Here is a 26,203-nt window from a genome sequence, read left to right as displayed (position 1 = left end):
CCCCCGCCCCCGCCCCCGTCGGCCCCGCCCCGACCCCCGCCGTCGCGGCCGAATCGACCCCCGCGCCCCCGGAGCCGGCCACCGCACCGGCCCCCGAGCCCGCGCCCCCCGGCCCCGCGCCCACCCCCGGTGTCGCGCTGCCCGGCGAAGCCGCCGCCATCGCCGGCGGATACGCCTTCACCGGTGAGGCGCTCGACCTCGGCGCCCTGCTGTGGGACGGCCAGTGCCTGCCCGGCGCCCAGATCCGTATCCCGCTCTCCATGCTCAACCGCCACGGTCTGGTCGCCGGCGCCACCGGTACCGGCAAGACCAAGACGCTGCAGCTGATCGCCGAGCAGCTGGCCGCGCAGGGCGTGCCGGTGTTCCTCGCCGACATCAAGGGCGACGTCTCCGGGATCTCCGCGCCCGGCGAGGCGAACGACAAGGTGCAGGAGCGGGCGCGGGACGTGGGGCAGACCTGGGAGGCCAAGGGTTTCCCGAGCGAGTTCTACGCGCTCGGCGGGATCGGCCCCGGTATCCCCGTACGCGCGACGGTCACCAGCTTCGGACCCGTCCTGCTGTCGAAGGTGCTGCAGCTCAACCAGACGCAGGAGCAGTCGCTCGGCCTGATCTTCCATTACGCGGATCAGAAGGGTCTGGAGCTGCACGACCTGAAGGACCTGCGGGCCGTCGTCACCTTCCTGACCTCGGACGAGGGCAAGCCCGAGCTCAAGGGCATCGGCGGGCTCTCGAGCGTCACGGCAGGAGTGATCCTCAGGGCGCTGACGGCTTTCGAGGCGCAGGGCATGACGCCCTTCTTCGGGAATCCCGAGTTCGACGTGAGCGAGTTCCTGCGGACGGCGCCCGACGGGCGCGGGCAGGTGTCGGTGCTCGAACTGCCCGCCATCAACGACAAGCCGCATCTGTTCTCGACGTTCCTGATGTGGATGCTGGCCGATCTCTTCAACAACCTGCCCGAGGTCGGGGATGTCGAGAAGCCGAAGCTGGTCTTCTTCTTCGACGAGGCGCATCTGCTGTTCAACGGGGCGAGCAAGGCCTTCCTCGAGGCGATCACGCAGACCGTGCGGCTGATCCGGTCCAAGGGGGTCGGTGTCTTCTTCGTGACGCAGACACCGAAGGACGTGCCGGCCGATGTGCTCGCCCAGCTCGGCAACCGGGTCCAGCACGCGCTGCGCGCCTTCACGCCCGAGGACCAGAAGGCGCTCAAGGCGACGGTCAAGACCTTCCCCAACTCGGCGTACGACCTGGAGGAGCTGCTCACCCGGCTCGGCACCGGTGAAGCGGTGATCACCGTGCTGAGCGAGAAGGGTGCGCCGACGCCGGTGGCCGCGACCCGGCTTCGCGCGCCCGAGTCGCTGATGGGGCCGATCGATGCCACCGCGCTCGACGCGGCCGTGAAGTCCTCGCTGCTCTACTCCCGTTACGCGCAGGAGGTCGACCCGGAGTCCGCGTACGAGAAGATCACCGCGCAGCAGGCCGAGACCGAGGCGGCCAAGCAGGCCGAGCTGGAGGCGAAGGAAGCCGAGAAGGCCGCGAAGGAAGCGGCGAAGGCGGCCCGTTCCGCGCCCGCGCAGGATGCCTCGATGGTCGACCAGGTGGTGGGCAGCGGCATCTTCAAGTCCCTTGCCCGCTCGCTCGGTACGCAGATCGGGCGGGAGATCTCGCGGTCCATTTTCGGTACGCGGCGGCGCTGATCCCCTTTGGACGCCGATCCCCTTGTACGGGCAAGGCCCGGACACCTCGTCAGAGATGTCCGGGCCTTGGTTCAGGACGGTCGGATCACTCCGTCACGCGGTCGTGGTCCTCGTGCAGACCGCCGCCGCTGCCCGCGTCGCCCTCGGTGGGGACGGAGACGACCGGCTTGGTGAGCGAGCTCAGGTCGTGGGCGTAGGTGCCGACGGCATGGGCGATGACGTCGATATTCGTGCCGAAGGCCGACATGTCGATGTTGTCGATGTTGTCGCAGGCCGCGTGGTAGCACGGGTCGTACGCCACACCCGCCTCGCCGCCGAACTTCGCCGCCTGCTCAGGGGTCTTGATGCCCTCGGCGCCCGTGAAGGTGCCGCCCGAGGGGATGTCGACCGCGATGAACGGGCCGTAGTCCGAGCGCCCGGTGAAGTCGGTGCCCTCGTGCGGCTTGCCCTTACTTTCGAGGAACTCGTTGATGTCCCGCTCCAGTTGGGCGCTGCCCTCGGGGCCCGCGCCCTCACCCTCGTTGTCCGAGTTGTCGCCGTCGTAGACGAACTGGCCGTAGTTCGGCGAGGCGATCATGTCGAAGTTGAGGTAGAGGCGGATGTCCTTGATCTGCTCCTCGGTGAGCTTCTCGACCCACTTCTCCGAGCCGATCAGACCGTTCTCCTCGGCGGACCACAGCGCGAACTTGATCTTGTTGCGCGGCTGCTTTCCGTGCCGGGTCTCCTCGGCCAGCTCCTTGGCGACCTCGAGCAGGCCGGCGGAACCCGAGCCGTTGTCGTTGATGCCGGGGCCCGCGGTGACCGAGTCGAGGTGGGCGCCGAGCATCACGGTGTTGTCGGCGTCGCCGCCGCGGGTCTCCGCGATGACGTTGTTCGTCGTCCGGGTCTCCTGGAACTCCCGGATCTCGAAGTCCACCGTGACCTCGCCCTTGGCGGCCTCGGCGGCCAGCGCCTCGCCCTCGGCCAGGGTGACACCGCCGGTCGGGATACGGCCGGCGGCCGGGTCTCCTAGGGTCCGGGAGAGCCCTCCGGCGTCGTTGTTGTAGATGCGCCCCCGGGACGCGCCCGCGCCCGCGGCCGTGGCCTGCTTCTGTGCGAAGGAGCAGCCGCCGCGCTTGATCAGCGCGATCTTGCCGGTGAAGGTGCCGGACGCGTAGTCCGCCGGCTCACAGCCGGTGGTGGCGTCCAGCGGCACCGCGGCGAGGGCCGCCTTGATGCCGCCGACCGGCGTCGACTTCGTGTACGTCATCCCCTGGATGTCGACCGTGCGCGGTGTGGGTGTCACGACCGCGAGGCGCTCGGTGAGCATCTCGGTGTAGACGAACTCGAACTGGTCGTAACTGACCTTGTACCCGGCCTTCTTGAGGTACTCGTACACATACTTCGCCGAGGCGTCGTGCCCCGGCGAACCGGCGGCGCGATGGCCGCCGTTGGCGTCCGCTATCGCCTGGAACTTCTGCAGATGGCGGTATGCGTCCTTCGCGGACGAGTCCTCGACCAGCTCACGGGCGAGCTTGCGGGCGTCCTTGGCCGGGTTGCCGTGCCCATGACCGTGCCCGTGGCCGCGGTCGGCGGTGGCCGTTCCCGCGGAGGCGAGCAGCAGGGGTGTGGCGAGCGCGACGGCGGCGATGGCGGCGATCGTGCTGCGCGAACGAGGTGATGCGTTCACAGAGGTCCTTCCCCAGAGGCAGTGCGAACGAGGTGGGAGGGACGGTAGCGAGCGCTGAGATCTCCGGAAAGAGGTTCCCTGCAACTCGTGTTCGGTTTCGCCGGATTGGCCCCGCATGTGCCTGACATACGGGGCCACCTGCCGGTCTCCCGCCGGTTCAGTCCCGGCGGTCGCGTGCCGGGCGCTCGGGCCGCACATCCTGCGACTGTTCGGCGGTGGGGGTTTCGGCGGCCGGCTCGTCCGTGCGCGGGCCGCGGCGGTCGCGTACGGATTCGGCGCGGAGCAGCGCGTGCAGCACCGCGTAGGGGTCCTTGGGCATGGGGGTGTCCTTGCGCTGAGGAGGAGTTCCGGGCGTGGCGGCGTCTGGGGCTCGGCACGGTCAGCAACGCAGGACGGTCGTACGGGAAGGGGCGGGCGGCGGGGCGGCGTGCGGCGCCGGGGAGGCCCGACGCGTACGGGCCGCGGGCGGCCGGGCACCGCCCGGCGTGGCAGTCGGCGCGGGGAGGCGGCGGCGGGCGGTGGGGCGGAGTCCACTGTCCCCGCCGCCCTCGGCGGTTTCCGCCTCGCCCGTCACGGCGGGCTGTGCGGCGGGGGCGGTCGCGGCGGCCGGTGGTGCGCCGGCGGCCAGGGCGAGTGTGAGCAGGACGAGCAGCAGCGCCCGCAGGAGGCCGGGGCGCCGCAGGAGTCCTGGGATCGGGGACGGAACGCTCACAGCACGTCATGTCCCCGCCCCGAGGTGGGGCGGGACGGCGGTTCGGGCAGATCCGCCCGTAAGGCGTACGCCCGGCTGCCTCGTGACTGCTGTGCGGCCTTGGCCGGCTTGCCGCTTCGGGCCTGGCCGCCCACCTGCCTCGCGGCCTGGGCGGCCCTGCTGCTTCGCGGCCTGGGCGCCCCGCTACTTCGCGGCCTTGGCCGCCTTCGCCGCCGCTTTGGCCTCCTGCTTGAACGCCCGCACCTTGGCCAGCGATTCGGGTCCCGTGATGTCGGCGGCCGAGCGGTAGGAGTCCTTGTCCCCGTACGAACCCGCCGCCTCGCGCCAGCCCTTGGGCGTCACGCCGTACCGCTTGCCGAGCACGGCCACAAAGATCTTCGCCTTCTGCTCCCCGTACCCGGGCAGCGCCTTCAGCCGGGCGAGCAGCTCCATGCCGTCCTCGACCTCGGACCACAGGGCCGTGGCGTCCCCGTCGTACTCGTCGACCAGGTACTGGCACAGCTGCTGCACACGCTGCGCCATCGAACCCGGATAGCGGTGCACGGCGGGCTTGGTCTTGAACAGCTCCGTGAAGGCCTCGGGGTCGTACGCCGCGATCTCGTGCGCGTCCAGATCGTCCCGGCCCAGGCGCTCGGCGATCGTGTACGGGCCCGTGAACGCCCACTCCATCGGCACCTGCTGGTCGAGCAGCATGCCGACCAGGGCGGCGAGCGGGCTGCGGCCGAGCAGCGCGTCGGCGTCGGGGTTCTGGGCGAGGTGGATCTCGGCGGGCGCGGTTTTGCCGGCGGACTTCTTCGCGGTCATACGGCCATGATGTCGCTGCTGCCGACGAGGTGCGACATCGGTGAAGCTGGCCCCATGACCGAGCGCACCGCGGAAGCCAAGCTCGCCGATCTCGTCGCCGCGCACGATGTCGGGCATCTGCAGCAGTGGCTCGACGAGCGGCCCGACCACGAGATCGCCGACGAGATCACCCGCGTCGACCCGGCCACGGCCGGGGTGCTCTTCCGGCTGCTCGACAAGGACCGTGCCTCCGAGGTGTTCGGGGAGCTCGACGGGGTCGAGCAGCAGAAGATCCTCACCGCCGTACGGGACCACGCCTTCCGCGAGCTCGTCGAGGGCATGGACCCGGACGACCGCGCCCGGCTCCTGGGCGAGGCTCCCGCGAACTTCACCCAGCGGGTCCTGGCCGGGCTCAGCCCGCATGAGCGGGAGCTGACGGCGACGCTGCTCGGGTACGCGCCGGGGTCGGTGGGCCGGTTCATGACCCCCGAGGTCGTACGGCTCAAGGAGCACATCACCGTCGGTGAGGCCCTCGACCGCGTACGCCGGGAAGGGCCCGAGGCCGAGACGGTCTACACGCTGCCGGTGACCGACGCGGGGCGGCGGCTCATCGGTGTCGTAGGGCTGAGGGACCTGGTCCTGGCCGATCCGGCGGACCCGTTGAACGGGCTGGTCGACACCGCCCATCTGCGGGCGCACGCCACCGACACCGCCGAGTCCGCGGCCCGTCTGATGCAGGAGGGCAATCTGCTCGACCTGCCCGTGGTCGACAGCGAGGACCGGATCGTCGGGCTGCTGACCATCGACGACGCCCTCGAGGTCATCGAGGCCGCCGACACCGAGGACATCGCCCGGCAGGCCGCGGCCAGCCCGCTCGACGGGCACTATCTGACCGCGAGCGTGCTCCGGCTCGCGCGCTCACGCGTGGTGTGGCTGCTGCTCCTGATCGTCGCGGCGACGCTGACGGCCAAGGTCCTCGAGGCGTTCGAGGGGGAGATCGAGCGGGTCACGGCGCTCGCCCTGTTCATCCCGCTGCTCGTGGGCACCGGCGGCAATGTCGGCGCGCAGGCCGCGACCGGTGCGGTGCGCGCCCTCGCGGTCGGTGAGGTGCGGCCGGGGGATGTGCTGAAGGTGGCCTGGCGTGAGTGCCGGGTCGGGTTCCTGCTCGGGCTGATGCTCGGTGCGGTCGGTCTGGTCTTCGCCTGGGTGATCGCGAAGAACGGGGACATCGCGTTGGTCGTGGGCCTGACGCTGGTCGCGGTCTGCGCCTGGGCGGCGGTGATCGGCGGCGGTATGCCGCTGCTCGCCAAGAAGCTGGGGATCGACCCGGCGGTGATCTCGGCTCCGCTGGTGACGACGTTCGTGGACGCGACCGGGTTGATCATTTACTTCATGATCGCGCGGGTGGTGCTGGGGCTTTAGGGGGTGTGGGCACGGCGGTGGCGGTGCTGTGGGTGCGGGTGCGTTTGGTGGATGCGGTGCGCTTTCCCGTACGAGACAGGTCTCTCCCGTACGGGATGGGCAGCTCTCGTACGTAAAGGGAACTCGCTCCCGTTAGGCTGGGCGTCATGGAGAACGCCCCAGGCACCGTACGCCCCGGCGGCCGCACCGCCCGCGTGCGCGCCGCCGTGCTCGACGCGGCCGGCGACGCCCTCGCAGAGCACGGCTTCGCGAACCTCGACCTCGCCGAGGTCGCCCAGCGCGCGGGCGTCGGCAAGACGACGGTCTACCGCCGCTGGGGCAGCGCCACCGCCCTCGTCGCCGATCTGCTCGCCGACATGGCCGAGCAGTCCGAGCCGCGCAGCGACCACGGCGCGCTCCTGGACGACCTGCGCGCCAATGCCCGGCTGGTACGCCGCACCCTCACCGATCCCCGTCAGAGCCGGCTCTTCCGCGCGGTGATCGCGGCGGCGAGCTGCGACGCGTCCGCCGCCGACGCGCTGCACCGCTTCTATGCGGTACGGATCGAGGAGTGGGTGCCGTGCGTCGAACTGGCCGTCGGGCGCGGTGAGTTGCCCGTCGGACCGGATGCACACGAGGTCGTACGGGCCGTCTCGGCGCCCCTCTACTACCGCTTCCTCGCCAGCGGCGCCCCGCTCGACGAGGCGGCCGCCGACCGGGCGGCCGAGGCGGCGGTGGCGGCGGCGAAGGCCGGCGTCTTCGTCAGGGGCTGACCACCTCGTGGGCGTACGGAGGCTGAGCCCCCGCCCGCCCACAGGTCACGGCCGCAGCCCGTGCCGCGTACGCGAGGACGTCGTCCCACTCGTCGCCGGTCGGCGTGCGGGTCAGGGCGCCGAGCTGGTCGAGCCGGTGCAGGAGCGCCGCGTTGACCGTGTCGCCCGCGCCGATCGTGTCCACCACGTCCACGGCCACCCCGGGCACCGTGTGCTCGGCGCCCTCGGCCGTGAGCGCCGTCAGGCCGTCCGCGCCCCGGGTGAGCACCACCGCCCGGGGGCCCGCGGCCAGCCACTGCTCGAGCGCCGTACGGACGGGTGTGCCGTCCGCGAGCCAGGCCGCGTCCTCCTCGGAGAGCTTCAGGAGGCGCACGTGGGGGAGCCAGCCGAGGAAGCGGGCGCGGTAGGCGGCCGGGTCCTTGATCAGGCCCGTCCTGATGTTGGGGTCGAGCGCGGTGAACACGCCTTGCGCGGCGGCCCGGCGCAGCAGGTTCTCGTACGCGGTCGCGCCCGGCTCGAGGACGAGGGAGCAGGTGCCGAAGCAGAGGGCCCGGGTCGAGTCCGGTAGCGCGGGCGGGAGTGCGAAGAGGCGGTCCGCCGTGCCCTCCGTATAGAAGGAGTACGCGGCCGACCCGTCCGGATCGATGTGTGCGACCGCGAGCGTGGTCGGCTCCTCGCCCCGCTGGACGAGGGAGGTGTCCACGCCGTCGGCGCCCAGTGCGTCGAGCAGCGCCTGGCCGAAGTGGTCGCGGGAGACGCGGGAGCAGAAGCCGGCGGCTGCCTTGAGCCGGCCGAGGGCGCGGGCGGTGTTGAAGGGGCCGCCGCCGAGCTTGGGTTCGAGGGCGGGGAGGGTGGCGTCGTCGTTCCGCTGCGGCACCAGGTCGATCAGGGCCCCGCCCGCGGAGATGATCACGTGGGTATTTTTCCCCAGCCCCGCCCCTCCCCGAACCCGGGGCCCCGCCCCGGGCCCCGCATCCGGACGTCGTTCGGATCTGCTCGATCGCCGCAGGGGCTGAGTGGGGCTGCGGTGGATATCCCCCGCACCGGCGATTCCCCGCCCCCGCCCCGTACCGATACTGAACACACCCGAACCGGCCCTCCCCACCCCGGAGTTGCCGTATGCCCGAAGCATCCTGGCTGCGTGCCGCCCGCCGTCCGCAGGTGGTGGACGTCGCGCTGGCCGCGCTGGTCCTGATCGCCGTCTCACTGCAGTTCCTGCTGCCCGAGCGCGAGAACGACGACAACCTGACCTGGCCCGGCTTCCTCTTCGGCGCCGCGACCGCGCTGCCGCTGGTGTGGCGCCGCCGTGCCCCGTACGTCACCGGCTGTCTGGTCGGCGCCGCGACCACCGCGATGACCCTGCACCACGCACCGCCGCCCGACGTGGTGTTCGGCGGCTTCGTCGTGCTCTACACGGTCGCCGCGATCGGCACGACCCGGCCGCGCCGCCTGATGCTGCTCGTGTGGCTGGCGGGGGCCTCGGTGTCGATGACGTTCAAGGAGCACGCCGAGCCCTTCGAGTACGCCTTCCACCTGATGAGCCTGCTCGGCGCGTACGGACTCGGCCGCCTCGCCCGGATCCAGCGCGCGTACACCGAGGCCGTGGAGGAGCGGGCGCGCAGACTCGCGTACGAGAGCGAGATGGAGGCCGCGCGGGCCGTCGCCCGCGAACGGGCCCGGATCGCCCGCGACATGCACGACATCCTGGCCCACGCGGTGAGCCTGATGGTGGTGCAGGCGGAGGCCGGCCCCGTGGTCGTGCGCAGCGATCCCTCGCGAGCGGAGGCGGCCTTCGAGGCGATCGCCGGCGCCGGACGCGATGCCATGTCCCAACTGCGGCGCCTGCTCGGGGTGTTGAAGGAACCCCCGGGCTCCCTGCCGCCCGAACGCAGCCCGCAGCCGTCGCTCGCCGCCCTCGCCCAGCTCGTCGCGCAGGTGGCGGCGGTCGGGCTGCACGTCGAGCAGCTGCAGACCGGGGAGCCTGCCGAGCTGCCCGCGGATGTGGAGGTGGCGGTGTACCGGGTTGTGCAGGAGGCGCTGACCAATACGGTGAAGCATGCGGGGGCCACCAAGGCCATCGTCCAACTCGACTGGGGAGTCGATGAGTTGAGGGTGACGGTGCGGGACGACGGGCGGCCGGGCAAGACCCGGGTCCAGGGTGCGGGGCAGGGGCTGATCGGGATCAGGGAACGGGCCGCGGCCTGCGGCGGTACGGCGGCCACGGGTCCCGGACCCGACGGCGGGTTCTGGGTGATCGTCACGCTGCCCACCGAAGCGCAGCGCGTCGGATGAGCGTGCGTGTGGTCGTCGCGGACGACCAGGAACTGGTCCGCAGCGGCTTCTCGATGATCCTCGACGCACAGCCCGATATCGAGGTGGTCGCCGAGGCGGGAGACGGTGCCGAGGCGGTGGACGCGGTCCGCCGGCACACCCCTGACGTGCTCCTTCTCGATATCCGTATGCCGGTCATGGACGGGCTGGAAGCGGCGCGGGTGGTGTGCGCGGAGTCGGCCTGCAAGGTCGTGATGCTGACGACGTTCGATCTCGACGAGTACGTCTACGAGGCGCTGTACGCGGGGGCGAGCGGCTTTCTGCTCAAGGACGTCCGACGCGACGACCTCGTGCACGCCGTACGGGTGGTCGCCTCCGGTGACTCCCTGCTCGCGCCCTCGGTGACCCGCCGCCTGGTCGCCGATGTCGTCCGCAGGCGCCGCACCGAATCGGCCGCCGAACCCTCACCCGCCCGCCTGTCCGTGCTCACCGCCCGCGAGGAGGAGACGCTGCGGCTGCTCGCGCGCGGGCTGACGAACGCGGAGATCGCGGAGGCCTTCGTGGTGAGCGAGCACACGGTGAAGACCCATGTGAGCAATGTGCTCGGCAAGTTGGGGCTCAGGGACCGGGTGCAGGCGGTGATCTGCGCGTACGAGACGGGTCTGGTGATCCCCGGGGCCTGAGGCTCCCCGTGGCGCGAGGCTCGGGAGTCCCTCGTACGGGCGACTCCTCCCCCTGCCGGGCGAGAGGGGAACACCGCTCCGACCGGCGATGTGACCAACTCCCTTTCCCAGCAGCCTGAGTGAGGTGACCCCGCCGAGGGCGCGGGGAACATCACTGGGAGGGACCGTGCTTTCCGCACTCGCCAGGGTGGCCACCCGTCGCCCGCTGACCGTCATCCTGATCTGGCTGCTGCTGCTCGTGGCAGGCTTCGGCCTCGGCACCCGGGTCTTCGGGGATCTCGAAGGCACCGTGGAGGTCGTCGAGGGCAGCGAATCGCAGCGCACCGAAGAACTGCTCGACCGGCTCTCCACCGAGGGCGCGTCCATCCAGGCAATCGTGGAGTCCGGGGACCTCGCCGGACTGCGGGCCGAGATCCGCGAAGCCGCCGCGGATGTAAGGGACTTACCGGGTATCGCGGACGTGCCGGAGGGCATGCCGTCCGAGGACGGGCGTGCGCTGCTGATCCCCGTGGAGTTCGGCCAGGGCCTGGCGGACGACGACGAGGAGGAGCTCGCCGAGGAGGTCGCCGAGCGGTTCCATGAGATCGACGGGGCGACCGTGCACGTCAGCGGCGGACCGCTGCTCGGCGTCCAGCTCGGCGGGCAGGCGCAGGAGGACGTCGCGAGCGCCGAGATCATCTCGCTGCCGGTGGTCCTGATCGTGCTGCTGCTGATCTTCGGCGGTCTGCGCGCTGCCGCGCTGCCGCTGGTCGTCACGGTCAGCGGGGTCGCGGGCGCCTTCCTCGCGCTGTACGGCTTCTCCCTGGTGACCGATGTCTCGGTGTACGCGGTGCAGGTCACGACCATGCTCGGGCTCGGACTCGCCGTGGACTACGCCCTGTTGATCGTGGTCCGCTTCCGCGAGGAGCGTGCGTCCGCGGAGTCGGTCGAGCAGGCCGTCGAGCGTACGGTCGCGCGGGCCGGGCGGACCGTGCTGTTCTCGGGGCTCACGGTGGCGGTCTGTCTGACCGGCTTGATGGTGTTCCCGAACCTGTTCCTGCGCAGCATGGGCCTCGCGGCGGCCGCGGTCGTCGTGGTCGACATGCTGGCGGCGGTCACGCTGCTGCCGGCGCTGCTCACCAAGTTCGGCGGGAAGATCGCACCGGCCTCCCCGCGCAAGCGGCTCTTCGGCAGGACCTCCGAGCGCGAGCCCGGCCATGTCTTCGCCCGCCTCGCCCGCTTCTCGGCCCGCCGCCCGGTCGCCGTGACGGTCGCGGTGGTCGCCGGCCTCGTCCTCCTGGCGCTGCCCGCCACCCAGATGACCATGAACCTGGGCGATGCGCGCCAGCTCAAACAGGGCACGGAGGCACGGGAGTTGTACGACTCGGTCCGCGCCCACTACCCGGAGGGCACCGGACTCGACCCCGTCAGCGTCGTGATCATGCCGGGCGCCGAACCGGACTGCGAACGCAAGATCCGCGCCCTGTCCGGCATCGCACGGGCGGAATCCGTCCGCACCGGCAACGGGACGATCCTGCTCGACCTCTATCCGAAGGGCACCGTCGACGGAGCCCAGGCCACCGGCCTCGTCGAGCGGATCCGCGACCTGCGCGGCGCCGAACCCGTCCATGTCACCGGGAACGCCGCCCACATGGTCGACTTCCGCGCCATGCTGGCCGAACGCGCCCCCTGGGCGATCGTGATCGTCCTCGTCGGCATCTTCGCCCTGCTCTTCGCCTTCACGGGCTCGCTCCTGATCCCCGTACGCACGATCCTGACCACCCTGCTCAGCCTGGGCGCCGCACTCGGCGTCGTCACCTGGGTCTTCCAGGACGGGCATCTGGCCGGCTGGCTGGGCGCCGAAGGTCTGGGGGCGCTGAGCCTGACCGCGCCGCCGCTGATCATCGCGATCGCGTTCGGACTCGCCATGGACTACGAGCTGTTCATCCTGGCCAGGATGCGCGAGGAGTGGCTGCGCAGCGGCGACCACCGGGCCGCCGTGGTGACGGGCCTCAGGCAGTCCGGCCGTGTGGTCACCTGCGCCGCGCTGCTGCTCGCGATCGTCTTCGGCGCCTTCATGACCGGCAGCTTCTCGCCCATCCTGCAGATCGGCCTCGGTCTGACCCTCGCGGTCCTGATCGACGCGACGGTCGTACGGATGCTCCTGGTCCCGGCGACGATGACGCTGCTCGGGGGCCGGGCGTGGTGGGCGCCGCGGCGGATGCGGAGGCTGCATGACCGCTTCGGACTGAAGGAGTAGCCCTCCTATTGGCCCAGGGGGACGGGCGCGGATTGTCCTACGGTAGGGAGCCACTGGCTCCCTACCGTAGTGCTCATGACGAACCCGCTCCCGCCTCGGGGACCTCAACGCACCCTCGCTCTGGCCCAGTTGAGCAACTCCGTCGGCGACGGCGCGTACTACGTCACCTCGGCGCTCTACTTCACCCACGTCGTCGGCCTCGACGCCGCGAGGATCGGGCTCGGGCTCACGGCCGCCTGGGCCGTCGGCTCGCTGGTGGGGGTGCCGCTCGGACGCCTCGCCGACCGGCGCGGACCGCGCGGGACGGCGGTGCTGCTCGCCGTCGCGACGGCCGCCGCGGTCGCGTCCTTCCTGGTCGTACGCGACTTCGTACCGTTCCTGCTCGCGGCCTGCGGCTACGCCACCGCCCAGTCCGGACTCGCGGCCGCCCGCCAGGCGCTCCTCGCCGGGCTCGTCGCCAAGGAGGAACGCACCGGAGCGCTCGCCCATCTGCAGTCGACGCTCAACGCGGGGCTCGCGGTGGGTGCCGGACTCGGCGGTGTGGCCCTGTCGCTTGGGACCGACGGCGCGTATCTCACGGTGTTCGCCCTCGACGCGGTGACCTTCCTGGCCTGCGCGTACGTCCTGACGCGGCTGCCCGCCGTCGAGCCCGTCCCGGCCGTCGAGGGCGCGAGGCTCGAGGTGCTCCGCGACCGTCCGTACGCCGTCGTGACACTGCTCAACACCGTGCTGCTGCTGCGGATGCCGCTGCTCAGCCTGGGCATTCCGCTGTGGATCACCGAGCGCACCGAGGCTCCCGAGTGGCTGGTGTCCGCCCTGTTCATCCTCAACACGGGTGCCGTGATGCTGTTCCAGGTCCGAATGGCCCGCGCGGTCACGGGACTTGGCACCGCCGCCCGTGCGATCCGCCGCTCCGGCGTGCTGATGCTGGCGACCTGCGGGGTGTTCGCCCTGTCGACCGGGGCGTCGGCCTGGGGCGCGGCGGTCGCCCTGATCGGCGGCTCGGTGCTGCTCGTGGCCGCCGAGATGCTGCAGTCGGCCGGCTCCTGGCAGCTCGGCTTCGACCTCGCCCCGCCCGGCCGCATCGGCGAGTACCAGGGCTTCTTCGGTACGGGTGTCACGGTCGCCCGCACCCTCGGGCCGCTCCTGCTGACCCTGCTGCTCATCGAGGTCGGTGCGGCCGGGTGGCTGCTGCTCGGCGCACTGATCCTGGCGGCGTCGTACGCGCTCGGTCCCGTGACGCGCTGGGCGGCGGCGACGCGCCCGGCCGACGGACCCGTACGGGAGCAGGCGCTCAACTAGACGGGTGAGTCCGGCAGTTGGTCCAGCTGTGCAAGCGAGTCGAGCAGCTGGTCCAGCTACACGAGAGTGCCGAGCAGTTGGTCCAACGATGCCTCGAGGCGCTCCTCGGACACCTTCATCTCGCTGCGCAGATGGCACAGCAGACTCGGCTGGAACGCGCCGAGCAGCAGATGGGCCAGGACGGGCGCGTCGAGCTCGGGCCGGGCCTCGCGGATCAGCAGCTGCACATGCGTATGGACGACCCGGTACGGATCGCTCTTGAAGCGGGCCGCCGCCGACGCGCTCTCGGCGGCGAGCAGCAGTCCCTCGGCGTCGAGGGTGTGCCGGGCGTAGGCGTGCAGAAAGGCCCGCAGCCGCTCGCCCGCCGGAGCGCCCGGGCCGAGCGGGGGAGGTCCGCTGAGGAAGGCGGCCTGGAGGCGCTGCTCACTGTCGTCGAGCAGGGCCAACAGCAGGGCCGATACATCGCCGAAGCGCCGGTAGACCGTGCCGACGCCGATGCCGCTGGCGTGCGCGACCCCGTTCATCGTGAGCGCTTTCGCGCCCTGCTCGTCGACGATCCGGCCGGCTGCGTCCAGGATCCGCCGCCGGTTACGGGCGGCGTCGGCGCGCTCCGGGGGCGCCTGGCCGGCCATGGGGAGAAGCGGGGGCTGGTTCATGGCCTGAACATTACGGGAATCGTGCAGAACCGGAAAGCTATCCGGATACCCCTTGCGAACCGGATTTCCATCCGCTTAACTGTGGTCATCGCCGAAGCGGATACGAATCCGCTTCAGCCTCGGGCTTCAGCTTCAGGCTCAGGCTTCGCACCTCTGGAGGGGTTCGTCATGACCAGCACCGACACCATCGAGACGACCGACACCACCGGGACCACCGCCCCGAAGATCGCCGTCGTCTACTACTCGGCCACCGGCAACGTGCACGAGCTCGCCAAGGCCCTCGCCGAGGGCGCCGAGAAGGCGGGCGCCGAGGTCCGGCTGCGACGCGTGGCCGAGCTCGCCCCGGATGCCGCGATCGACTCGAACCCCGCCTGGCGCGCCCATGTCGACGCCATCTCCGACGAGGTCCCTGTGGTCACGCTCGATGACCTGAGCTGGGCGGACGCCTATGCGCTCGGTTCGCCGACCCGTTACGGCAACATCGCGAGCCAGCTCAAGCAGTTCATCGACTCGACGGGTGGCCTGTGGCAGCAGGGCGTCTTCCACGACAAGCCCTTCACCGGCTTCTCCTCCGCGCACAATGCGCACGGCGGCAACGAGTCCACGCTGCTCGCCCTCTACAACACGGCCCACCACTGGGGTTCGCTGATCGTCTCGCCCGGCTTCACGGACGCCGCGGTCTACGGCGCGGGCGGCAACCCCTATGGCACGGTGCACGTGGGCAGCAGCGGTGAGGTCTCGGACGAGACCCTCGAGGCGGCGCGCTACCAGGGTGAGCGGCTGACGAAGATCGCGCAGAAGCTGGCCGCCTGAGCCCGTTGCGGCTTGCCTCGCAGCGCTCCTTGTAGGACGGAAACTGTCCTACAAGGCCCGTAATCTGCGGTCCATGCAGACATACGAGGACGGCGTCGAGATCCTTGTCCCCGCGAGCGCGGCCGAGTTGGAGGCCTGGCTCGACGAGCATCACGGGGAACGGACCGCGCTCTGGGTGAAGATCGCCAAGAAGCACACCGGCATCCCGTCGCTCACCTGGGACGAGATGGTCGACACGGTGCTCTGTTTCGGCTGGATCGACGGTCTGCGGCGCGGTTTCGACGACACGTACTTCCTGCAGCGCACCACACCCCGCCGCCCCCGCTCCCCCTGGTCCCAGGTGAACGTGAACAAGGCCGAGGCGCTGATCGCCGCCGGCCGGATGCGCCCGCGCGGCCTCGCCGAGGTCGAGTCGGCGCGTACGGACGGCCGTTGGGAGGCGGCGTACGCCTCGCAGAAGAACGCCACCGCACCGCCGGATCTCGTCGAGGCCCTCGACGCGAACCCGGCGGCGCGGGCGTTCTACGAGACGCTCGGCAAGGCCGACCAGTACGCGCTCTACTTCCGCCTGGTCACCGCACGCACCGAGAAGACCCGGCTGGCCCGCCTGGAGCGGTTCGTGGCGACGATGGCCGAGGGCCGGAAGGTCAACTGACCTCCGGGGGCGGCGAGTTCGGAGCAGGACTCTCTGTTCAGGCCAGCCACCGGCCGTCGCGCATCAGGTCCCGCCCTTGGATCTCGTTCGCCTCGCGCCAGGCCTGGATACGCCGGGGCGTGACCCGGAACCACCGGTACGCCTCGGCGTTCGCCTGCTGCCGCGGATCCCAGTCGCTCTCCTGCGCGAACCAGTCGAGCTTCTCCTTGCCCAGTTCGTCGGCGGTGCAGACCTCCACCGCACCGTCGACCATCACGACATCCCGGGTCGGCCCGAGCCCGATCCTGGTCCGGCCCGAAGCGGCGAGATTGCGCCCGGTCGGGCTGGTGACGGTGGTCGCGAAGAGCAGCGAGGTGCCGTCCCAGGCGAAGGAGAGCGGCACGAGGAACGGCGCCCCCGTCTCCGGATCCGCACTCGCCACCCACAGATCGACATCCTCTTCGAGCCGACGCAACGTGTCGCGCTTGCGTTCCCCGGCGCTTCTGGCGGGCGGATTGGCCACGGTTGTCCCCCTCGGGTCGACGTGTGGTCGAGGCTAGTTCGCGCGGACGGTCCCGTACACCTTGATCGTGAACGTCGGTTCCCCCTCCACCGTCGGCAACTCCAGCCTCTGGCGTTACAGTTCCTTCACACATCACCGGCTCCCGGGGGGGAGCTCGGACAAGCAGTGGGGAACCGGATGAGTGGGGATTTCGTGGTGCCGCGCCGTGCCCGTATGCGGGCCGGAGCAGCGGCCCTGGCCGTAGCCGCCGTCACCGCCGCGAGCGCCTGGTCGGGTCTGCCGACCGCGTCCGCGGCGGGCAAGGCGGCCGACTTCGGCGGCAAGCCGTGCACGCCGACCGGCACTTTCATCAACTGCCGTGTTTTTGAGCCCGAGGCGCGTGCTGCGCAGGAGTTCCAGGTTCCGGCCGGCGTCACCGCGCTGGATGTACGGGCCTGGGGAGCCGGTGGCGCCGACAGCGCTCTCGGGGGCGGCGGTGGCGCCGGAGGCTACGTGTCCGGTACGGCGAAGGTGACCGCGGGCGAGAAGCTCAAGGTCGTGGTCGCCGCGCAGACCTATGGGGACGCACGAGGCGGGAACCCCGGGAGCGGCGGGAGCTACGCCAGTAACGGCGGCGGAAGCAGCGCCATCCGCTCGGCCGATGGTGCCGCACTGATCGTCGCGGGTGGAGGCGGCGGTAGTGGCGTGTCCGAGTACGGGGAGAGCAGCGGTCGCGCAGGCGACGCAGGCGGCGAGAACGGTGAAGACTCCGCCTTCGTCCTCGGCGGCAAGGGCGCCAAGGGCGCGCAGGGCGGCGAGGGCGGCGGCAACGGCGCGGCGGGCGCGGACCACTCCGCCAGTGGCGCCGGCGGCGACGGCGGCGACGCAACCGGCGACGGCGGTAATGAGGGCGGCGGTGGTGGTGGCGGCTATGCGGGCGGTGGTGGCGGCGGCGGCGCCGACCGCAGCAAGTCGTCCGGAGCCGGTGGCGGCGGCAGCAGCTACGCGAATCCGGACCGAGTGACCGAAGCGCAGCTCGTTGCCGGAAAGGACGGCAAGGCGCCGAAGCAGGACGACCCCTTCTACCGGGAGACCGACAACCCGATCGAGGACAGCACGGCCCAGGGCGGCGGCAATTCGGGCGGCGGCGCGGGCCGCGTAGTCGTCCAGTGGTCCGGCGCGCTGACCGACGAGCTGGCCCCCGTCTCCGGCCAGGACCAGATCTGGGCGCGGAGCGAGGACTTCGACCCGTTCGCCGTCGTCGCCCGCGACAAGGACGGCAAGCCGGTCGAGGGCGTGGCGGTGACGTTCACGTTCGACGACCCGAACGATGTCGAGCCGCTCTTCGACGCGTACCCGGAGGACGTGGCCATCGTCGAGACGGACGAGCAGGGCCGCGCCCAGTCGCCCAAGCTCTGGTTCTACGGCGGCAGCACGTACGGCGCGTTCAAGGTCCGGGCCAAGGCTCAGGGCAAGGAGGCGGTCTTCAGCGCGGAGCGCAAGCAGGTCGCGTACGACGTGAAGATCACCGCCGGCGACAAGCAGACGGCGGAAGCGGGCAAGGCCTTCCCCGAAGCACTCGAGGTGCACGTGACCGAGTCGGGCGAGCCGGCGGCGAACACGCGGGTCCGGTTCAAGCGGTACCAGCAGGACGGGCCGCACTTCGCGGACGGCGTCCGGCTGGTCGATGTCAAGACCGACAGCGAGGGCAACGCCACGGCGCCCGAGCTCTTCGCCGGTACGGACGTGGGCGAGAACCAGAACCTGTCCGCGTACGTGGGAGAGGCGGAGGCGGTCTTCACCTTCGAGGTCGTCGAGGCCGCCGACAGCACCGGCGGTTCGGGCGACAGCGGCGGTACGGGTGAAGCCGGTGGCTCCGGCGACGGCGGAGCCGGTGGCTCGGACTCGGGGACCTCGGGCTCTTCGGACTCCTCGGGTACCTCTGGCCCGTCGGACTCCGACGGCGGTCTGCTCGCCTCGACGGGCGGCTGGACGGGCCTCGGCCTGCTGCTCGGCGCGGGCATCGCACTCGTGGGGCTGGGGCTTGGGGCGGTCCGCTTCGTGCCGCGGCTGCGCGCGCAGGGTCGGATCTGACATCTGAACCGTGTCACCGAGGGCCCCGGACGCATGGGCGGACGGGGCCCTCGCGCGTTCGCCCGCATACATCTTGACGCCCGTGGCTAACAGCGTTAGCTTACGGGTAACAGTGTTAGCCGCAGTCGAGGGGGATCCGCCATGAACGGGACGCAGCAGTCGCAGACCCAGTACCTGGACGTGCCGGGAGGCCGTATCGCGTACAGCGTGACCGGGCCCGAGGGCGGGCACCTCGTCGTGATGGCGCCGGGCATGGGCGATCTGCGTGCCGTCTACCGCTTCGTCGTCCCGCAACTGGTCGCCGCCGGCTACCGCGTGGCCACCATGGATCTGCGCGGCCACGGTGAGAGCAGCACGGGCTGGGACTCGCACACCACCTCGGCGCACGGCGCCGACTATGTCGCCCTGATCCGTCACCTCGGGGGCCCGGCCACCGTGGTGGGCCAGTCCTTCACGCCCGACTCGGTTGTCTCCGCCGCCGTCGAACTCCCCGAGCTCATCACGGGAGTTGTGGCCCTCTCGCCCTGGGCGAACCCGCCGAAGCCGGGCCGGGTGATGGCCGCTGTCACCGGTGTCGTCCTGCGCACCCCGTTCCTGTGGGGGCTCTTCTACTCCTCGCTGTACAAGGCGGGCAAGCCCGCTGACTTCAAGGAGTACGTCGCTACCATGAAGTCCCGGCTGCGCGAGCCGGGCCGTACGGCCGCGTTCGTCGCGGTGGGCGACCCGAAGGCCAAGGACTCGGCGGCCCACCGCTCCCAGGTCCACCAGCCGTCCCTGATCCTGATGGGCACCAAGGACCCGGACTTCAAGGACCCGCGTGCGGAGGCGGAGGAGTTCGCGTCGGGGCTCGCGGGCCCGACGGAGATCGTGATGGTCGAGGGTGCGGGGCACTACCCGCAGGCGGAGGCCCCGGAGGCGGTCGCGTCGGCGCTGCTCGCGTTCCTGGAGAAGACGGCGCGCTGAGCGGGGCGGACTCCGCCACTCACCGCACCCCTGGGACCCCGTCGCTCACCCCACCCCGTGCTGCCCGACGCCGAGCACCAGCGACGCCCCGGCCAGCGCGAGCATCGTCAGCGCGCCGGCCAGGTCGTAGTCACGGACCCGCAGATGTGCGCCGATCGCGCCGAGGAAGTACAGCACCAGGCCGCCCGCCGCGGCCGTGCCGAGCGCCGGTACGGCAAAGCCCGCAAGGAGCCCCAGGGCGCCCGCGCCCATGAGGGCGCCGAGGCGCACCATCCACGAGCGCGGCACACCGAGCCGGTCGGCGATGGCCCCGACCGCTTCGTGCCCGGTGAAGTCGGCGTAGGCCCCGGCGGCGTTCGCCACGATGGTGAGCGAAGTGACGGTGACGTATGCGGCGAACATGGTGCGGCTCCAGCGGCTCGAAACGGCGGTCGTCCCTGGCCTCCGACTCTGCTCGCACGCGGCTCCACCGATCCAATACCTGTCCTCATAACCTGGCGGCATGGACGTGGACACCAGGCTCCTGCGCTACTTCGCCGCCGTCGCCGAAGAGGGGCATCTGACCCGCGCCGCCGAGCGGTTGTACGTATCGCAGCCGGCGCTGACCAAGCAGATCAGGCAACTGGAGAAGCAGCTCGGGGTCCAACTCTTCGTCCGCACGCCGGCCGGGATGACGCTCACCGGGCCGGGGGAGGCGCTGGCCGCCCGGGTGCCGGCGATCCTGGACGAGCTGTCCGAGGCGCTGCGGCAGACACGGCACACGGCCCGGCGGGCGGAGCAGGTGCTGCGGGTCGGGTTCCTGGCCGGGGCCGCGGGTGAGGCCACGCAGGAGATCATCGCCGCGTTCGGGCGCCGTCGGCCGGGCTGGCGGGTGGAGATGCGGCATGCGTCCTGGTCCGCGCCGACCGCGGACCTGACGGCCGGCGACGTGGACGTGGCGCTGCTGCCGCTCCCGCTGCCGGGCCAGGAGGCGCTACGGGCGGAGGTGCTGCTCACGGAGCCGCGCTGCGTGGTGCTGCCCGCGGGCCACCCCCTGGCGGCGCGCGAGGATCTCGCCTTCCGCGAGCTGTGGGACGAACCGTTCGTGGCGGCTCCCGTGGCGGCGGGCACCTGGCGCGACTACTGGCTGGCGACGGACGCGCGCGAGGGCCGCGAGCCCCGTATCGGTGCTGTCGCCGACAACCCGGACGACTGGCTCAGCGCCGTCGCGGGCGGCCACGGCATCGCACTCGCCCCGGAATCCGCCGCCCGCTACTACGCCCGCCCGGGAGTCGCGTACCGCCCGCTCACGGGAGTCGCGCCCAGCTCGGTGGCCGTGGTGTGGAGGCCGGCGGCCGATGCGGATCCACTGGTGCGGGACTTCGTGCGCTGCTGTGTGGAGCGTGGGCGGCAGGGCTGAGCTCGGTCAGTTCGGTTGGCCCGGCGGTCCGGTCAGTCCGGCCGGTCCGGCTTGTGGCGCTGGTAATAGCGGGCCACGCGGGTGCGGTTGCCGCAGCGGGCGGGGGAGCACCAGCGGCGCCTGGGGTGGGCGGGCAGGAACAGCAGGATGCAGTCCTCGGCCTCACACTTCTTGATCTTCGCCGCGCCCGGCCCGGACAGGAGGTCCACGGCGTCCTCCGCGAAGACGGCGGCGAGCGCGGCAGCCGGTGAGCCGATACGACGGGTTGCGGATCTCAACTCGCCGTCCTCCCAAGCCAGTTCGCGGATACGTGGGGCCGCACCCTGGGCGGTGGCCAGGCCGCGCAGTGCCGAAGCGGGCGGCTCGGCGCCGTCGAGCAGGGCCTGCACCACCGCGTCCACATCCGCGCGTACGGCATGCAGAGCCGCGAGACCGGCCGCCGTCGGCGCGCGGCCCCGCACCTCGGCGGGCAGGCGGTCGGCCTCCGCGGCCAGCCACGCGGCCAGTTGCCGCGGGGTGCCGATCAGGTCGGCAGGGCCGCCGGGGCCGACCGGGCGGGTGTTGGCCAGATCGAGGGCGAGGGGCTCACCGGTCAACGGTGCGGGCTCATCCATGACGCTAATGCTACATCGAAGGGTTGACGCATTAGCCGTCTGCACGATAGATCTGACGCATCACCTAATGCATCTTCCGGAAAAGAAGGCATGTGACATGACGACGATCACCGCACACTCCCCCGGCCAACCGCAGCCCGACCGGCAGCAGCCCTCCCCGCCCCTGGTCGCCCTGCCCCCGCTCGCCCTGCCGGCCCGAACTGCCCACCGCCGTACGGTCGTCGACGGCGTGGATGTCTTCTACCGTGAGTCGCTCCCCGACCGCGCCGACGCACCCGTCCTGCTGCTCCTGCACGGATTCCCGTCCGCATCGCACCAGTTCCGGCGCCTCATCGACATCCTGGGCCGGCACTACCGCCTGATCGCCCCGGACTACCCCGGCTTCGGCCACACCCGCGCCCCCGAAGGGTTCACGTACAGCTTCGACCGCCTCGCCGACATCGTCGACGGCTTCACCGAGAACCTCGGACTGACCCGCTATGCGCTCTACCTCTTCGACTTCGGCGCTCCCGTCGGCTTCCGCCATGCCCTGCGCCACCCGGAGCGGGTCACCGGTCTGATCGTGCAGAACGGCAACGCGTACGAAGAGGGCCTCTCCCCGGCAGCCCGCGACTTCACCGCACTCACACCGGACACCCCCGGCGCCGAGGAGACCATCCTCGGCCTGTTCACCCTCGATGCCACCCGCGCCCAGTACGAGGGCGGCACGCTCGCCCCCGAACTCGTCGCCCCCGAGGGCTGGCTGCTCGACCAGCACTTCCTCGATCAGCCCGGCCGCAAGCAGGCCCAACTCGCCCTCGCGTACGACTACAAGAGCAACGTCGCCGCGTACCCGGCCTGGCAGGCCTGGCTGCGCGAGCACCGACCGCCGACGCTGATCACCTGGGGCACGAACGACCCCTTCTTCCCCGCCCCTGGCGCCCACGCCTACCAGCGCGACGTCCCGTCCGCCGAACTCCACCTCTTCGAGACCGGCCACTTCGCCCTCGAGGACCACCTGCCGTCGATCGCCCCCTTGATCGCCGGCTTCCTGGACCGGCTCCCTGCCTGAACCAAGGGGGTATGCGAACAAATAGGCGCATACTGGTTTATGCAGGGAGCTAGGAGGACGCAATGATTGCACTCGGTCTCATCTTGCTCGCCATCGGCTTCATCACAGGTGTCTCCATCCTCTGGACGATCGGTCTCGTCCTGGTCGTCATCGGCGCGATCCTGTGGATCCTCGGATCGGTCGGCCACGCGGTGGGCGGTCGGCGTCACTACTGGTGACCGACGGACGGAACACCATCCGCACGCGACGTTAGGCCGCCCAGGCCGCCGGACTGCAGGTACTTCACGCCGGAGAACCGCACCCGCTCGGTGCGCTGCGACGAGGGCCCGTGATGTCCCGGCGGAGCACGGTCAGGCTCTCGACCGACCCGGCACGGCCCTGATCACAGGAGGCGGCGCACGGCCTCGACGATCGAGCGGCGGCGAGCGTCGATGCTCTCGCTCTCGGCCACGGAGGCGGGCATCCCGGCGGCGCTGCTCGGGTCCCACGCGAGGGCGAGGCTCAGGACGAGGGTGAGCAGCGCGGTGGGGGAGAAGGCGGTGCCGATGCCGTCCTTCTTCTGCACCGCGGCGAGTGCCTCCAGCTTGGCGTCGCGCGCCGGCGCCGCGACAGCAGGGTCTTGGTCGTGGCTGTCGCCGCGTTCCAGCCGGTGCCAGGTGGCGAGCCGGATGACCTCGGGGTGCTGCTGGCAGTAGTCGAAGAGCCGCCCTGCGTACCCGGGAAGGTCGTCAGGGGTGAAGGGAACGGTGTTCAGCCCGTGGATGACGTGGGCGTCGAAGACCGTGTCGAAGAGCTGGTCCTTGCTGCAGAAGTAGACATAGATGAGGTTCTTGTTCGCAGCCGCCGCCTTGGCGATCCGGTCCACCCGGGCTCCGGCGATGCCGCGCGCGGCGAACTCGTCGGTGGCGGCCTGGAGGATGCGGGCCTTGGTTGCATCGGCTCGGGACATGCGGGTCATCGTAACGAGGACTAACCAGTTAGATGAATTCCCGTGGACCCCTCTGTACGCAGGCCGGTCATCCGATCCACAGGCAGGCCGGTCATCCGGTCCGCAGGCAGGCCGGTCATCCGATCCCGAAAGCGTCGAAGGCTGCGTCCGACGCGATCAGCATGACCGTGCACCACAGGGTGACGCCGGCCAGCAGCCATCGGATCAGCCGCCGGCGGGGGATGCCGAGGGCGGCGCCGAGCAAGGACGAGCCCCAGGTGCCGAAGAGGGCGGGCCCTACTATGCCGAAGCCCACCACGCCGTACCGGTCGAAAACCCGCCGTGCTCGCCGCCCGGCGGTACCCGAGAGCCGGTCGCCCGCAGGCGGTTCGACGGCAACTGTGTCGTCGGCAACCGTGTCGTCGGCGGCCGCACCGCCGATGGGTGTGCCCGCCGCGGAGGCGGCCCGTACCGCAGACGACTTCCGCGGGGCGCGCCAGGACTGCCAGCGCAACCGTGCGTGCTCCATGGCGAACACCGCGAAGACCACGCAGCCGGCGGAGCCCAGCAGGACCGCGAGCAGCGCGACCGGCCCGGGCAGGGAGAGCGAGAGGCCGACAGGAACCGCGGGGGTGCCGATCGCGAAGCCGGCGAGCAGGGTCCAGACGAATCTCCCCATAGCGATTCCCTTCGGCTGCGTCGTTCGCGTCACTTGGCGTACCGGCGGCGGTCTCCGTGCCGTGGCTAACTAACCAGTTACTCTACAGCCGTGACTCAAATTGACGTGATGCTCAGTGAGTTGGCCGCCGGCAAATACCTCCTCCTCACCACCTTTCGCCGGGACGGTACGGCGGTTCCCACCCCGGTCTGGGTGATGGCGGACGGCCGGGCGCTGGCGGTGTGGAGCGCCGCAGATGCCGGAAAGGTGAAGCGGATCCGCAACAGCGGCCTGGTGACGGTCGCCCCCTGTGACTGGCGGGGCAGACCGCTCGGCGCTTCGACGCCCGGGGTCGCGGAGGTGCTGACGCCGGATGAGAGCGCGCACTTGACCGGCCTGATGAAGCGCAAATACGGACTGGCCGCCCGAGTCGGACTGCTCGGCAGCAGGCTGCGCGGCGGATCCGGGCGCGCGGTGGGCATCCGGATTCGGCTGGACGGATAGGCGGGCGGGCGGCGCGTTGCCGGGGTGGTCTCCTCGATTGACGCTCCGCAGCGTCCAACGGAGACGGCTCCGCAGGGTCCGAGCGAGACGGAAACTGGGACGGAGAACGCCAGAGGGCCGGTCCACCGAAGCGGACCGGCCCTCTGATCAGGCGGAGGATACGAGATTCGAACTCGTGAGGGGTTGCCCCCAACACGCTTTCCAAGCGTGCGCCCTAGGCCACTAGGCGAATCCTCCGCGGCAAACAATACAAGACGTTGAGGAGTGCTCGCGAACCCGTTCCCGGAGGTCCGGTGGGTGATCGGGGCGGGCTCGTTCGCAGCCCTCCGGATCGGGTACCCTTGGCGCAGCCCCTCACGTGGCGCTATCTGACTGAACTCCCCCAGGGCCGGAAGGCAGCAAGGGTAGGTCGGCTCTGGCGGGTGCGTGGGGGGCGCTTGCGTTCCCGGGCGTCTGCGGAGAACCGCTTGCGGTCCGGGCTGTCAGTGCGGGCCGATAACCTCGTATGTGTGTCGTCCCTTGCGCTGTACCGCCGTTATCGCCCGGAGTCGTTCGCCGAGGTCATCGGGCAGGAGCATGTGACCGACCCGCTGCAGCAGGCGCTGCGGAACAACCGGGTCAACCATGCCTACCTGTTCAGTGGCCCGCGCGGCTGCGGCAAGACGACGAGCGCGCGCATCCTGGCCCGCTGTCTCAACTGTGAGCAAGGTCCCACTCCCACGCCCTGCGGCGAGTGTCAGTCCTGCCGGGATCTGGCCAGGAACGGGCCGGGTTCGATCGATGTCATCGAGATCGACGCCGCCTCGCACGGTGGTGTGGACGATGCGCGTGATCTGCGGGAGAAGGCCTTCTTCGGGCCGGCGAGCAGTCGCTACAAGATCTACATCATCGACGAGGCCCACATGGTCACGTCGGCGGGCTTCAATGCGCTGCTCAAGGTGGTCGAAGAGCCGCCGGAGCACCTCAAGTTCATCTTTGCGACCACCGAGCCCGAGAAGGTCATCGGGACGATCCGGTCGCGTACGCACCACTACCCGTTCCGGCTCGTGCCGCCCAGCACCCTGCGCGAGTACCTGGCGGAGGTCTGCGGGCGCGAGAAGGCGCCGGTCGAGGACGGTGTGCTGCCGCTGGTCGTGCGCGCGGGCGCCGGTTCCGTACGTGACTCGATGTCCGTCATGGACCAGCTGCTCGCCGGTGCGGGCGACGACGGTGTGACGTATGCCATGGCGACCTCGCTGCTCGGTTATACGGACGGTTCGCTGCTCGACTCCGTCGTCGAGGCGTTCGCCGCGGGCAACGGTGCGGGGGCCTTCGAGGTGGTGGACCAGATCATCGAGGGCGGCAACGATCCGCGCCGCTTCGTGGCCGATCTCCTCGAGCGGCTGCGGGATCTGGTGATCCTGGCGGCCGTCCCGGACGCCGCCGAGAAGGGTCTGATCGACGCCCCCGCGGATGTCATCGAGCGGATGCAGGCCCAGGCACGGGGCTTCGGCGCCGCCGAGCTGAGCCGCGCCGCCGACCTGGTCAACGAGGGACTGACCGAGATGCGCGGCGCCACATCGCCGCGCCTCCAGCTCGGGCTGATCTGCGCGCGGGTGCTCCTCCCGGCGGCATACGACGGTCAGCGCTCCATGCTGGCCAGGCCCGACCGCCTGGAGCGGGGCGGCGCGGGCGGCGGCGGAGGCGGCGGCTTCGCGGGCGGGGGACAGGGCGGGGGACAGATGCCTGCCATGGCGTACGTCCCCGGCCCCGACGCCCACGCTCCGCTGGACGCTCCCGGGGGCGCTCCGGTGCCGCCCCGCGGGGGCGCGGCCGCGGCCCCGGCCGCGGGGCGGGGGGCGTTGGGGGGGGGGGGGGCCG

At 71.2% G+C, this 26,203-nt stretch carries 27 protein-coding genes, 1 tRNA gene and 1 other RNA gene; 17 read left to right on the top strand and 12 right to left on the bottom strand.

Translation table 11 applies throughout. From position 1 onward, the window contains the following. Nucleotides 1–137 precede the first annotated feature (137 nt). Nucleotides 138–1,694 (top strand): helicase HerA-like domain-containing protein, encoded by a 1,557-nt coding sequence (locus JAO81_RS37220; RefSeq protein WP_199552422.1) that lies wholly within the window; start codon nucleotides 138–140, stop codon nucleotides 1,692–1,694. Between the two features lie 85 nt (nucleotides 1,695–1,779). Here JAO81_RS37220 and JAO81_RS37215 read toward each other — a convergent pair whose 3' ends face one another. The 4 genes from JAO81_RS37215 to JAO81_RS37200 form a co-directional block, all read right to left on the bottom strand. Then, a complete protein-coding gene (locus JAO81_RS37215) occupies nucleotides 1,780–3,333 on the bottom strand; it encodes a M28 family metallopeptidase (RefSeq protein ID WP_199552421.1) in 1,554 nt (517 codons plus the stop codon). A gap of 187 nt (nucleotides 3,334–3,520) precedes the next feature. Next, nucleotides 3,521–3,682: a hypothetical protein gene (locus JAO81_RS37210; RefSeq protein ID WP_199552423.1), complete on the bottom strand. Its 162-nt coding sequence runs from the start codon at nucleotides 3,680–3,682 to the stop codon at nucleotides 3,521–3,523. Nucleotides 3,683–3,742: 60 nt separating this feature from the next. Beyond that, nucleotides 3,743–4,075, bottom strand: coding sequence for a hypothetical protein (locus JAO81_RS37205; protein ID WP_199552418.1), 333 nt, complete (start codon nucleotides 4,073–4,075; stop codon nucleotides 3,743–3,745). Nucleotides 4,076–4,258: 183 nt separating this feature from the next. Further along, a complete protein-coding gene (locus tag JAO81_RS37200) occupies nucleotides 4,259–4,879 on the bottom strand; it encodes an HhH-GPD-type base excision DNA repair protein (protein WP_199552417.1) in 621 nt (206 codons plus the stop codon). A 54-nt stretch (nucleotides 4,880–4,933) separates the two neighbouring features. Between JAO81_RS37200 and mgtE the strand changes: the two genes are divergently transcribed. Both mgtE and JAO81_RS37190 read left to right on the top strand, forming a co-directional pair. After that, the gene (gene mgtE / locus JAO81_RS37195) at nucleotides 4,934–6,280 is read left to right on the top strand and encodes a magnesium transporter (protein WP_199552416.1); all 1,347 of its coding nucleotides are present in this window, start codon (nucleotides 4,934–4,936) and stop codon (nucleotides 6,278–6,280) included. Nucleotides 6,281–6,426: 146 nt separating this feature from the next. Then, nucleotides 6,427–7,032, top strand: a complete 606-nt coding sequence (locus JAO81_RS37190; RefSeq protein WP_199552415.1) for a TetR/AcrR family transcriptional regulator — start codon at nucleotides 6,427–6,429, stop codon at nucleotides 7,030–7,032. Here JAO81_RS37190 and JAO81_RS37185 read toward each other — a convergent pair. Continuing rightward, complete coding sequence (locus tag JAO81_RS37185; RefSeq protein WP_199552414.1) at nucleotides 7,022–7,945, bottom strand: carbohydrate kinase; 924 nt, start codon at nucleotides 7,943–7,945, stop codon at nucleotides 7,022–7,024. The genes JAO81_RS37190 and JAO81_RS37185 overlap by 11 nt on opposite strands. 206 nt (nucleotides 7,946–8,151) lie before the next feature. On the opposite strand from JAO81_RS37185, the gene JAO81_RS37180 reads away from it, so the two are divergent. The 4 genes from JAO81_RS37180 to JAO81_RS37165 all read left to right on the top strand — a co-directional run bounded on the left by JAO81_RS37180 (nucleotide 8,152) and on the right by JAO81_RS37165 (nucleotide 13,527). Continuing rightward, nucleotides 8,152–9,324, top strand: coding sequence for a sensor histidine kinase (locus JAO81_RS37180; protein ID WP_199552413.1), 1,173 nt, complete (start codon nucleotides 8,152–8,154; stop codon nucleotides 9,322–9,324). Then, nucleotides 9,321–9,986 (top strand): response regulator transcription factor, encoded by a 666-nt coding sequence (locus JAO81_RS37175; RefSeq protein WP_199552412.1) that lies wholly within the window; start codon nucleotides 9,321–9,323, stop codon nucleotides 9,984–9,986. The genes JAO81_RS37180 and JAO81_RS37175 overlap by 4 nt, the downstream gene beginning before the upstream one ends. Nucleotides 9,987–10,152: 166 nt before the next feature. Next, nucleotides 10,153–12,225 (top strand): MMPL family transporter, encoded by a 2,073-nt coding sequence (locus JAO81_RS37170; RefSeq protein WP_199552411.1) that lies wholly within the window; start codon nucleotides 10,153–10,155, stop codon nucleotides 12,223–12,225. A 75-nt stretch (nucleotides 12,226–12,300) separates the two neighbouring features. Then, nucleotides 12,301–13,527 carry an MFS transporter gene (locus tag JAO81_RS37165; protein WP_199552410.1) on the top strand — a complete coding sequence of 409 codons (1,227 nt, stop codon included), beginning with the start codon at nucleotides 12,301–12,303 and terminating at the stop codon, nucleotides 13,525–13,527. 56 nt (nucleotides 13,528–13,583) lie between these two features. Here the strand turns inward: JAO81_RS37165 and JAO81_RS37160 are convergent, their stop codons facing one another. Continuing rightward, nucleotides 13,584–14,183 (bottom strand): TetR/AcrR family transcriptional regulator, encoded by a 600-nt coding sequence (locus tag JAO81_RS37160; protein ID WP_233416462.1) that lies wholly within the window; start codon nucleotides 14,181–14,183, stop codon nucleotides 13,584–13,586. A gap of 168 nt (nucleotides 14,184–14,351) precedes the next feature. On the opposite strand from JAO81_RS37160, the gene wrbA reads away from it, so the two are divergent. Together wrbA and JAO81_RS37150 are read left to right on the top strand one after the other, a co-directional pair. Continuing rightward, nucleotides 14,352–14,996 (top strand): NAD(P)H:quinone oxidoreductase, encoded by a 645-nt coding sequence (gene wrbA, locus JAO81_RS37155; RefSeq protein WP_199552409.1) that lies wholly within the window; start codon nucleotides 14,352–14,354, stop codon nucleotides 14,994–14,996. 73 nt (nucleotides 14,997–15,069) lie between these two features. After that, nucleotides 15,070–15,651, top strand: a complete 582-nt coding sequence (locus JAO81_RS37150) for a YdeI family protein (protein WP_199552408.1) — start codon at nucleotides 15,070–15,072, stop codon at nucleotides 15,649–15,651. 37 nt (nucleotides 15,652–15,688) lie between these two features. Here JAO81_RS37150 and JAO81_RS37145 read toward each other — a convergent pair whose 3' ends face one another. Then, complete coding sequence (locus tag JAO81_RS37145) at nucleotides 15,689–16,153, bottom strand: pyridoxamine 5'-phosphate oxidase family protein (protein ID WP_199552407.1); 465 nt, start codon at nucleotides 16,151–16,153, stop codon at nucleotides 15,689–15,691. Nucleotides 16,154–16,330: 177 nt separating this feature from the next. On the opposite strand from JAO81_RS37145, the gene JAO81_RS37140 reads away from it, so the two are divergent. Together JAO81_RS37140 and JAO81_RS37135 are read left to right on the top strand one after the other, a co-directional pair. Continuing rightward, nucleotides 16,331–18,226, top strand: a complete 1,896-nt coding sequence (locus tag JAO81_RS37140; RefSeq protein ID WP_199552406.1) for a hypothetical protein — start codon at nucleotides 16,331–16,333, stop codon at nucleotides 18,224–18,226. Nucleotides 18,227–18,367: 141 nt separating this feature from the next. After that, nucleotides 18,368–19,189 (top strand): alpha/beta fold hydrolase, encoded by an 822-nt coding sequence (locus tag JAO81_RS37135; RefSeq protein WP_199552405.1) that lies wholly within the window; start codon nucleotides 18,368–18,370, stop codon nucleotides 19,187–19,189. Nucleotides 19,190–19,234: 45 nt separating this feature from the next. Here JAO81_RS37135 and JAO81_RS37130 read toward each other — a convergent pair whose 3' ends face one another. After that, nucleotides 19,235–19,591, bottom strand: coding sequence for a DoxX family protein (locus tag JAO81_RS37130; RefSeq protein WP_199552404.1), 357 nt, complete (start codon nucleotides 19,589–19,591; stop codon nucleotides 19,235–19,237). 100 nt (nucleotides 19,592–19,691) lie between these two features. Here JAO81_RS37130 and JAO81_RS37125 point away from each other — a divergent pair, with 100 nt between their 5' ends. Beyond that, complete coding sequence (locus tag JAO81_RS37125; protein WP_199552403.1) at nucleotides 19,692–20,588, top strand: LysR family transcriptional regulator; 897 nt, start codon at nucleotides 19,692–19,694, stop codon at nucleotides 20,586–20,588. Between the two features lie 32 nt (nucleotides 20,589–20,620). On the opposite strand, the gene JAO81_RS37120 is transcribed toward JAO81_RS37125, so the two are convergent. Next, on the bottom strand, nucleotides 20,621–21,202 hold the full coding sequence (locus JAO81_RS37120; protein WP_199552402.1) for an ABATE domain-containing protein: 582 nt from the start codon (nucleotides 21,200–21,202) through the stop codon (nucleotides 20,621–20,623). A gap of 97 nt (nucleotides 21,203–21,299) precedes the next feature. Here JAO81_RS37120 and JAO81_RS37115 point away from each other — a divergent pair, with 97 nt between their 5' ends. Further along, nucleotides 21,300–22,253 carry an alpha/beta fold hydrolase gene (locus JAO81_RS37115; protein WP_199552401.1) on the top strand — a complete coding sequence of 318 codons (954 nt, stop codon included), beginning with the start codon at nucleotides 21,300–21,302 and terminating at the stop codon, nucleotides 22,251–22,253. Between the two features lie 62 nt (nucleotides 22,254–22,315). Next, a complete protein-coding gene (locus JAO81_RS37110; protein ID WP_199552400.1) occupies nucleotides 22,316–22,471 on the top strand; it encodes a DUF6131 family protein in 156 nt (51 codons plus the stop codon). A 164-nt stretch (nucleotides 22,472–22,635) separates the two neighbouring features. Here JAO81_RS37110 and JAO81_RS37105 read toward each other — a convergent pair whose 3' ends face one another. After that, a complete protein-coding gene (locus JAO81_RS37105; protein ID WP_199552399.1) occupies nucleotides 22,636–23,202 on the bottom strand; it encodes a TetR/AcrR family transcriptional regulator in 567 nt (188 codons plus the stop codon). A 115-nt stretch (nucleotides 23,203–23,317) separates the two neighbouring features. Next, nucleotides 23,318–23,860 (bottom strand): hypothetical protein, encoded by a 543-nt coding sequence (locus JAO81_RS37100; protein ID WP_199552398.1) that lies wholly within the window; start codon nucleotides 23,858–23,860, stop codon nucleotides 23,318–23,320. Nucleotides 23,861–23,968: 108 nt separating this feature from the next. Between JAO81_RS37100 and JAO81_RS37095 the strand changes: the two genes are divergently transcribed. After that, a complete protein-coding gene (locus JAO81_RS37095; RefSeq protein ID WP_199552419.1) occupies nucleotides 23,969–24,343 on the top strand; it encodes a PPOX class F420-dependent oxidoreductase in 375 nt (124 codons plus the stop codon). Between the two features lie 152 nt (nucleotides 24,344–24,495). On the opposite strand, the gene JAO81_RS37090 is transcribed toward JAO81_RS37095, so the two are convergent. After that, nucleotides 24,496–24,580, bottom strand: a tRNA-Ser gene (locus tag JAO81_RS37090). 108 nt (nucleotides 24,581–24,688) lie between these two features. Between JAO81_RS37090 and ffs the strand changes: the two genes are divergently transcribed. Together ffs and JAO81_RS37080 are read left to right on the top strand one after the other, a co-directional pair. After that, nucleotides 24,689–24,787, top strand: an RNA gene (gene ffs, locus JAO81_RS37085) — signal recognition particle sRNA small type. 65 nt (nucleotides 24,788–24,852) lie between these two features. Continuing rightward, nucleotides 24,853–26,203, top strand: a 1,351-nt coding sequence (locus JAO81_RS37080; protein ID WP_199552397.1) for a DNA polymerase III subunit gamma and tau, incomplete at its 3' end; no start/stop codon positions are given.

The organism is Streptomyces sp. N35, assembly GCF_016464295.1.
Taxonomy (GTDB): domain Bacteria; phylum Actinomycetota; class Actinomycetes; order Streptomycetales; family Streptomycetaceae; genus Streptomyces.
The sequence above is the reverse complement of the archived record's forward strand: the minus strand, read 5'-3'. Positions and strand labels throughout refer to the sequence as shown.

Coding starts and splice junctions, on each gene's coding strand:
- JAO81_RS37210 (WP_199552423.1), bottom strand. CDS start 3,682: ATGCCCAAGGACCCCTACGCGGTGCTGCACGCGCTGCTCCGCGCCGAA.
- JAO81_RS37200 (WP_199552417.1), bottom strand. CDS start 4,879: ATGACCGCGAAGAAGTCCGCCGGCAAAACCGCGCCCGCCGAGATCCAC.
- mgtE (WP_199552416.1), top strand. CDS start 4,934: ATGACCGAGCGCACCGCGGAAGCCAAGCTCGCCGATCTCGTCGCCGCG.
- JAO81_RS37190 (WP_199552415.1), top strand. CDS start 6,427: ATGGAGAACGCCCCAGGCACCGTACGCCCCGGCGGCCGCACCGCCCGC.
- JAO81_RS37180 (WP_199552413.1), top strand. CDS start 8,152: ATGCCCGAAGCATCCTGGCTGCGTGCCGCCCGCCGTCCGCAGGTGGTG.
- JAO81_RS37175 (WP_199552412.1), top strand. CDS start 9,321: ATGAGCGTGCGTGTGGTCGTCGCGGACGACCAGGAACTGGTCCGCAGC.
- JAO81_RS37165 (WP_199552410.1), top strand. CDS start 12,301: ATGACGAACCCGCTCCCGCCTCGGGGACCTCAACGCACCCTCGCTCTG.
- JAO81_RS37160 (WP_233416462.1), bottom strand. CDS start 14,183: ATGAACCAGCCCCCGCTTCTCCCCATGGCCGGCCAGGCGCCCCCGGAG.
- wrbA (WP_199552409.1), top strand. CDS start 14,352: ATGACCAGCACCGACACCATCGAGACGACCGACACCACCGGGACCACC.
- JAO81_RS37150 (WP_199552408.1), top strand. CDS start 15,070: ATGCAGACATACGAGGACGGCGTCGAGATCCTTGTCCCCGCGAGCGCG.
- JAO81_RS37140 (WP_199552406.1), top strand. CDS start 16,331: ATGAGTGGGGATTTCGTGGTGCCGCGCCGTGCCCGTATGCGGGCCGGA.
- JAO81_RS37135 (WP_199552405.1), top strand. CDS start 18,368: ATGAACGGGACGCAGCAGTCGCAGACCCAGTACCTGGACGTGCCGGGA.
- JAO81_RS37130 (WP_199552404.1), bottom strand. CDS start 19,591: ATGTTCGCCGCATACGTCACCGTCACTTCGCTCACCATCGTGGCGAAC.
- JAO81_RS37125 (WP_199552403.1), top strand. CDS start 19,692: ATGGACGTGGACACCAGGCTCCTGCGCTACTTCGCCGCCGTCGCCGAA.
- JAO81_RS37120 (WP_199552402.1), bottom strand. CDS start 21,202: ATGGATGAGCCCGCACCGTTGACCGGTGAGCCCCTCGCCCTCGATCTG.
- JAO81_RS37115 (WP_199552401.1), top strand. CDS start 21,300: ATGACGACGATCACCGCACACTCCCCCGGCCAACCGCAGCCCGACCGG.
- JAO81_RS37110 (WP_199552400.1), top strand. CDS start 22,316: ATGATTGCACTCGGTCTCATCTTGCTCGCCATCGGCTTCATCACAGGT.
- JAO81_RS37105 (WP_199552399.1), bottom strand. CDS start 23,202: ATGTCCCGAGCCGATGCAACCAAGGCCCGCATCCTCCAGGCCGCCACC.
- JAO81_RS37100 (WP_199552398.1), bottom strand. CDS start 23,860: ATGGGGAGATTCGTCTGGACCCTGCTCGCCGGCTTCGCGATCGGCACC.
- JAO81_RS37095 (WP_199552419.1), top strand. CDS start 23,969: ATGCTCAGTGAGTTGGCCGCCGGCAAATACCTCCTCCTCACCACCTTT.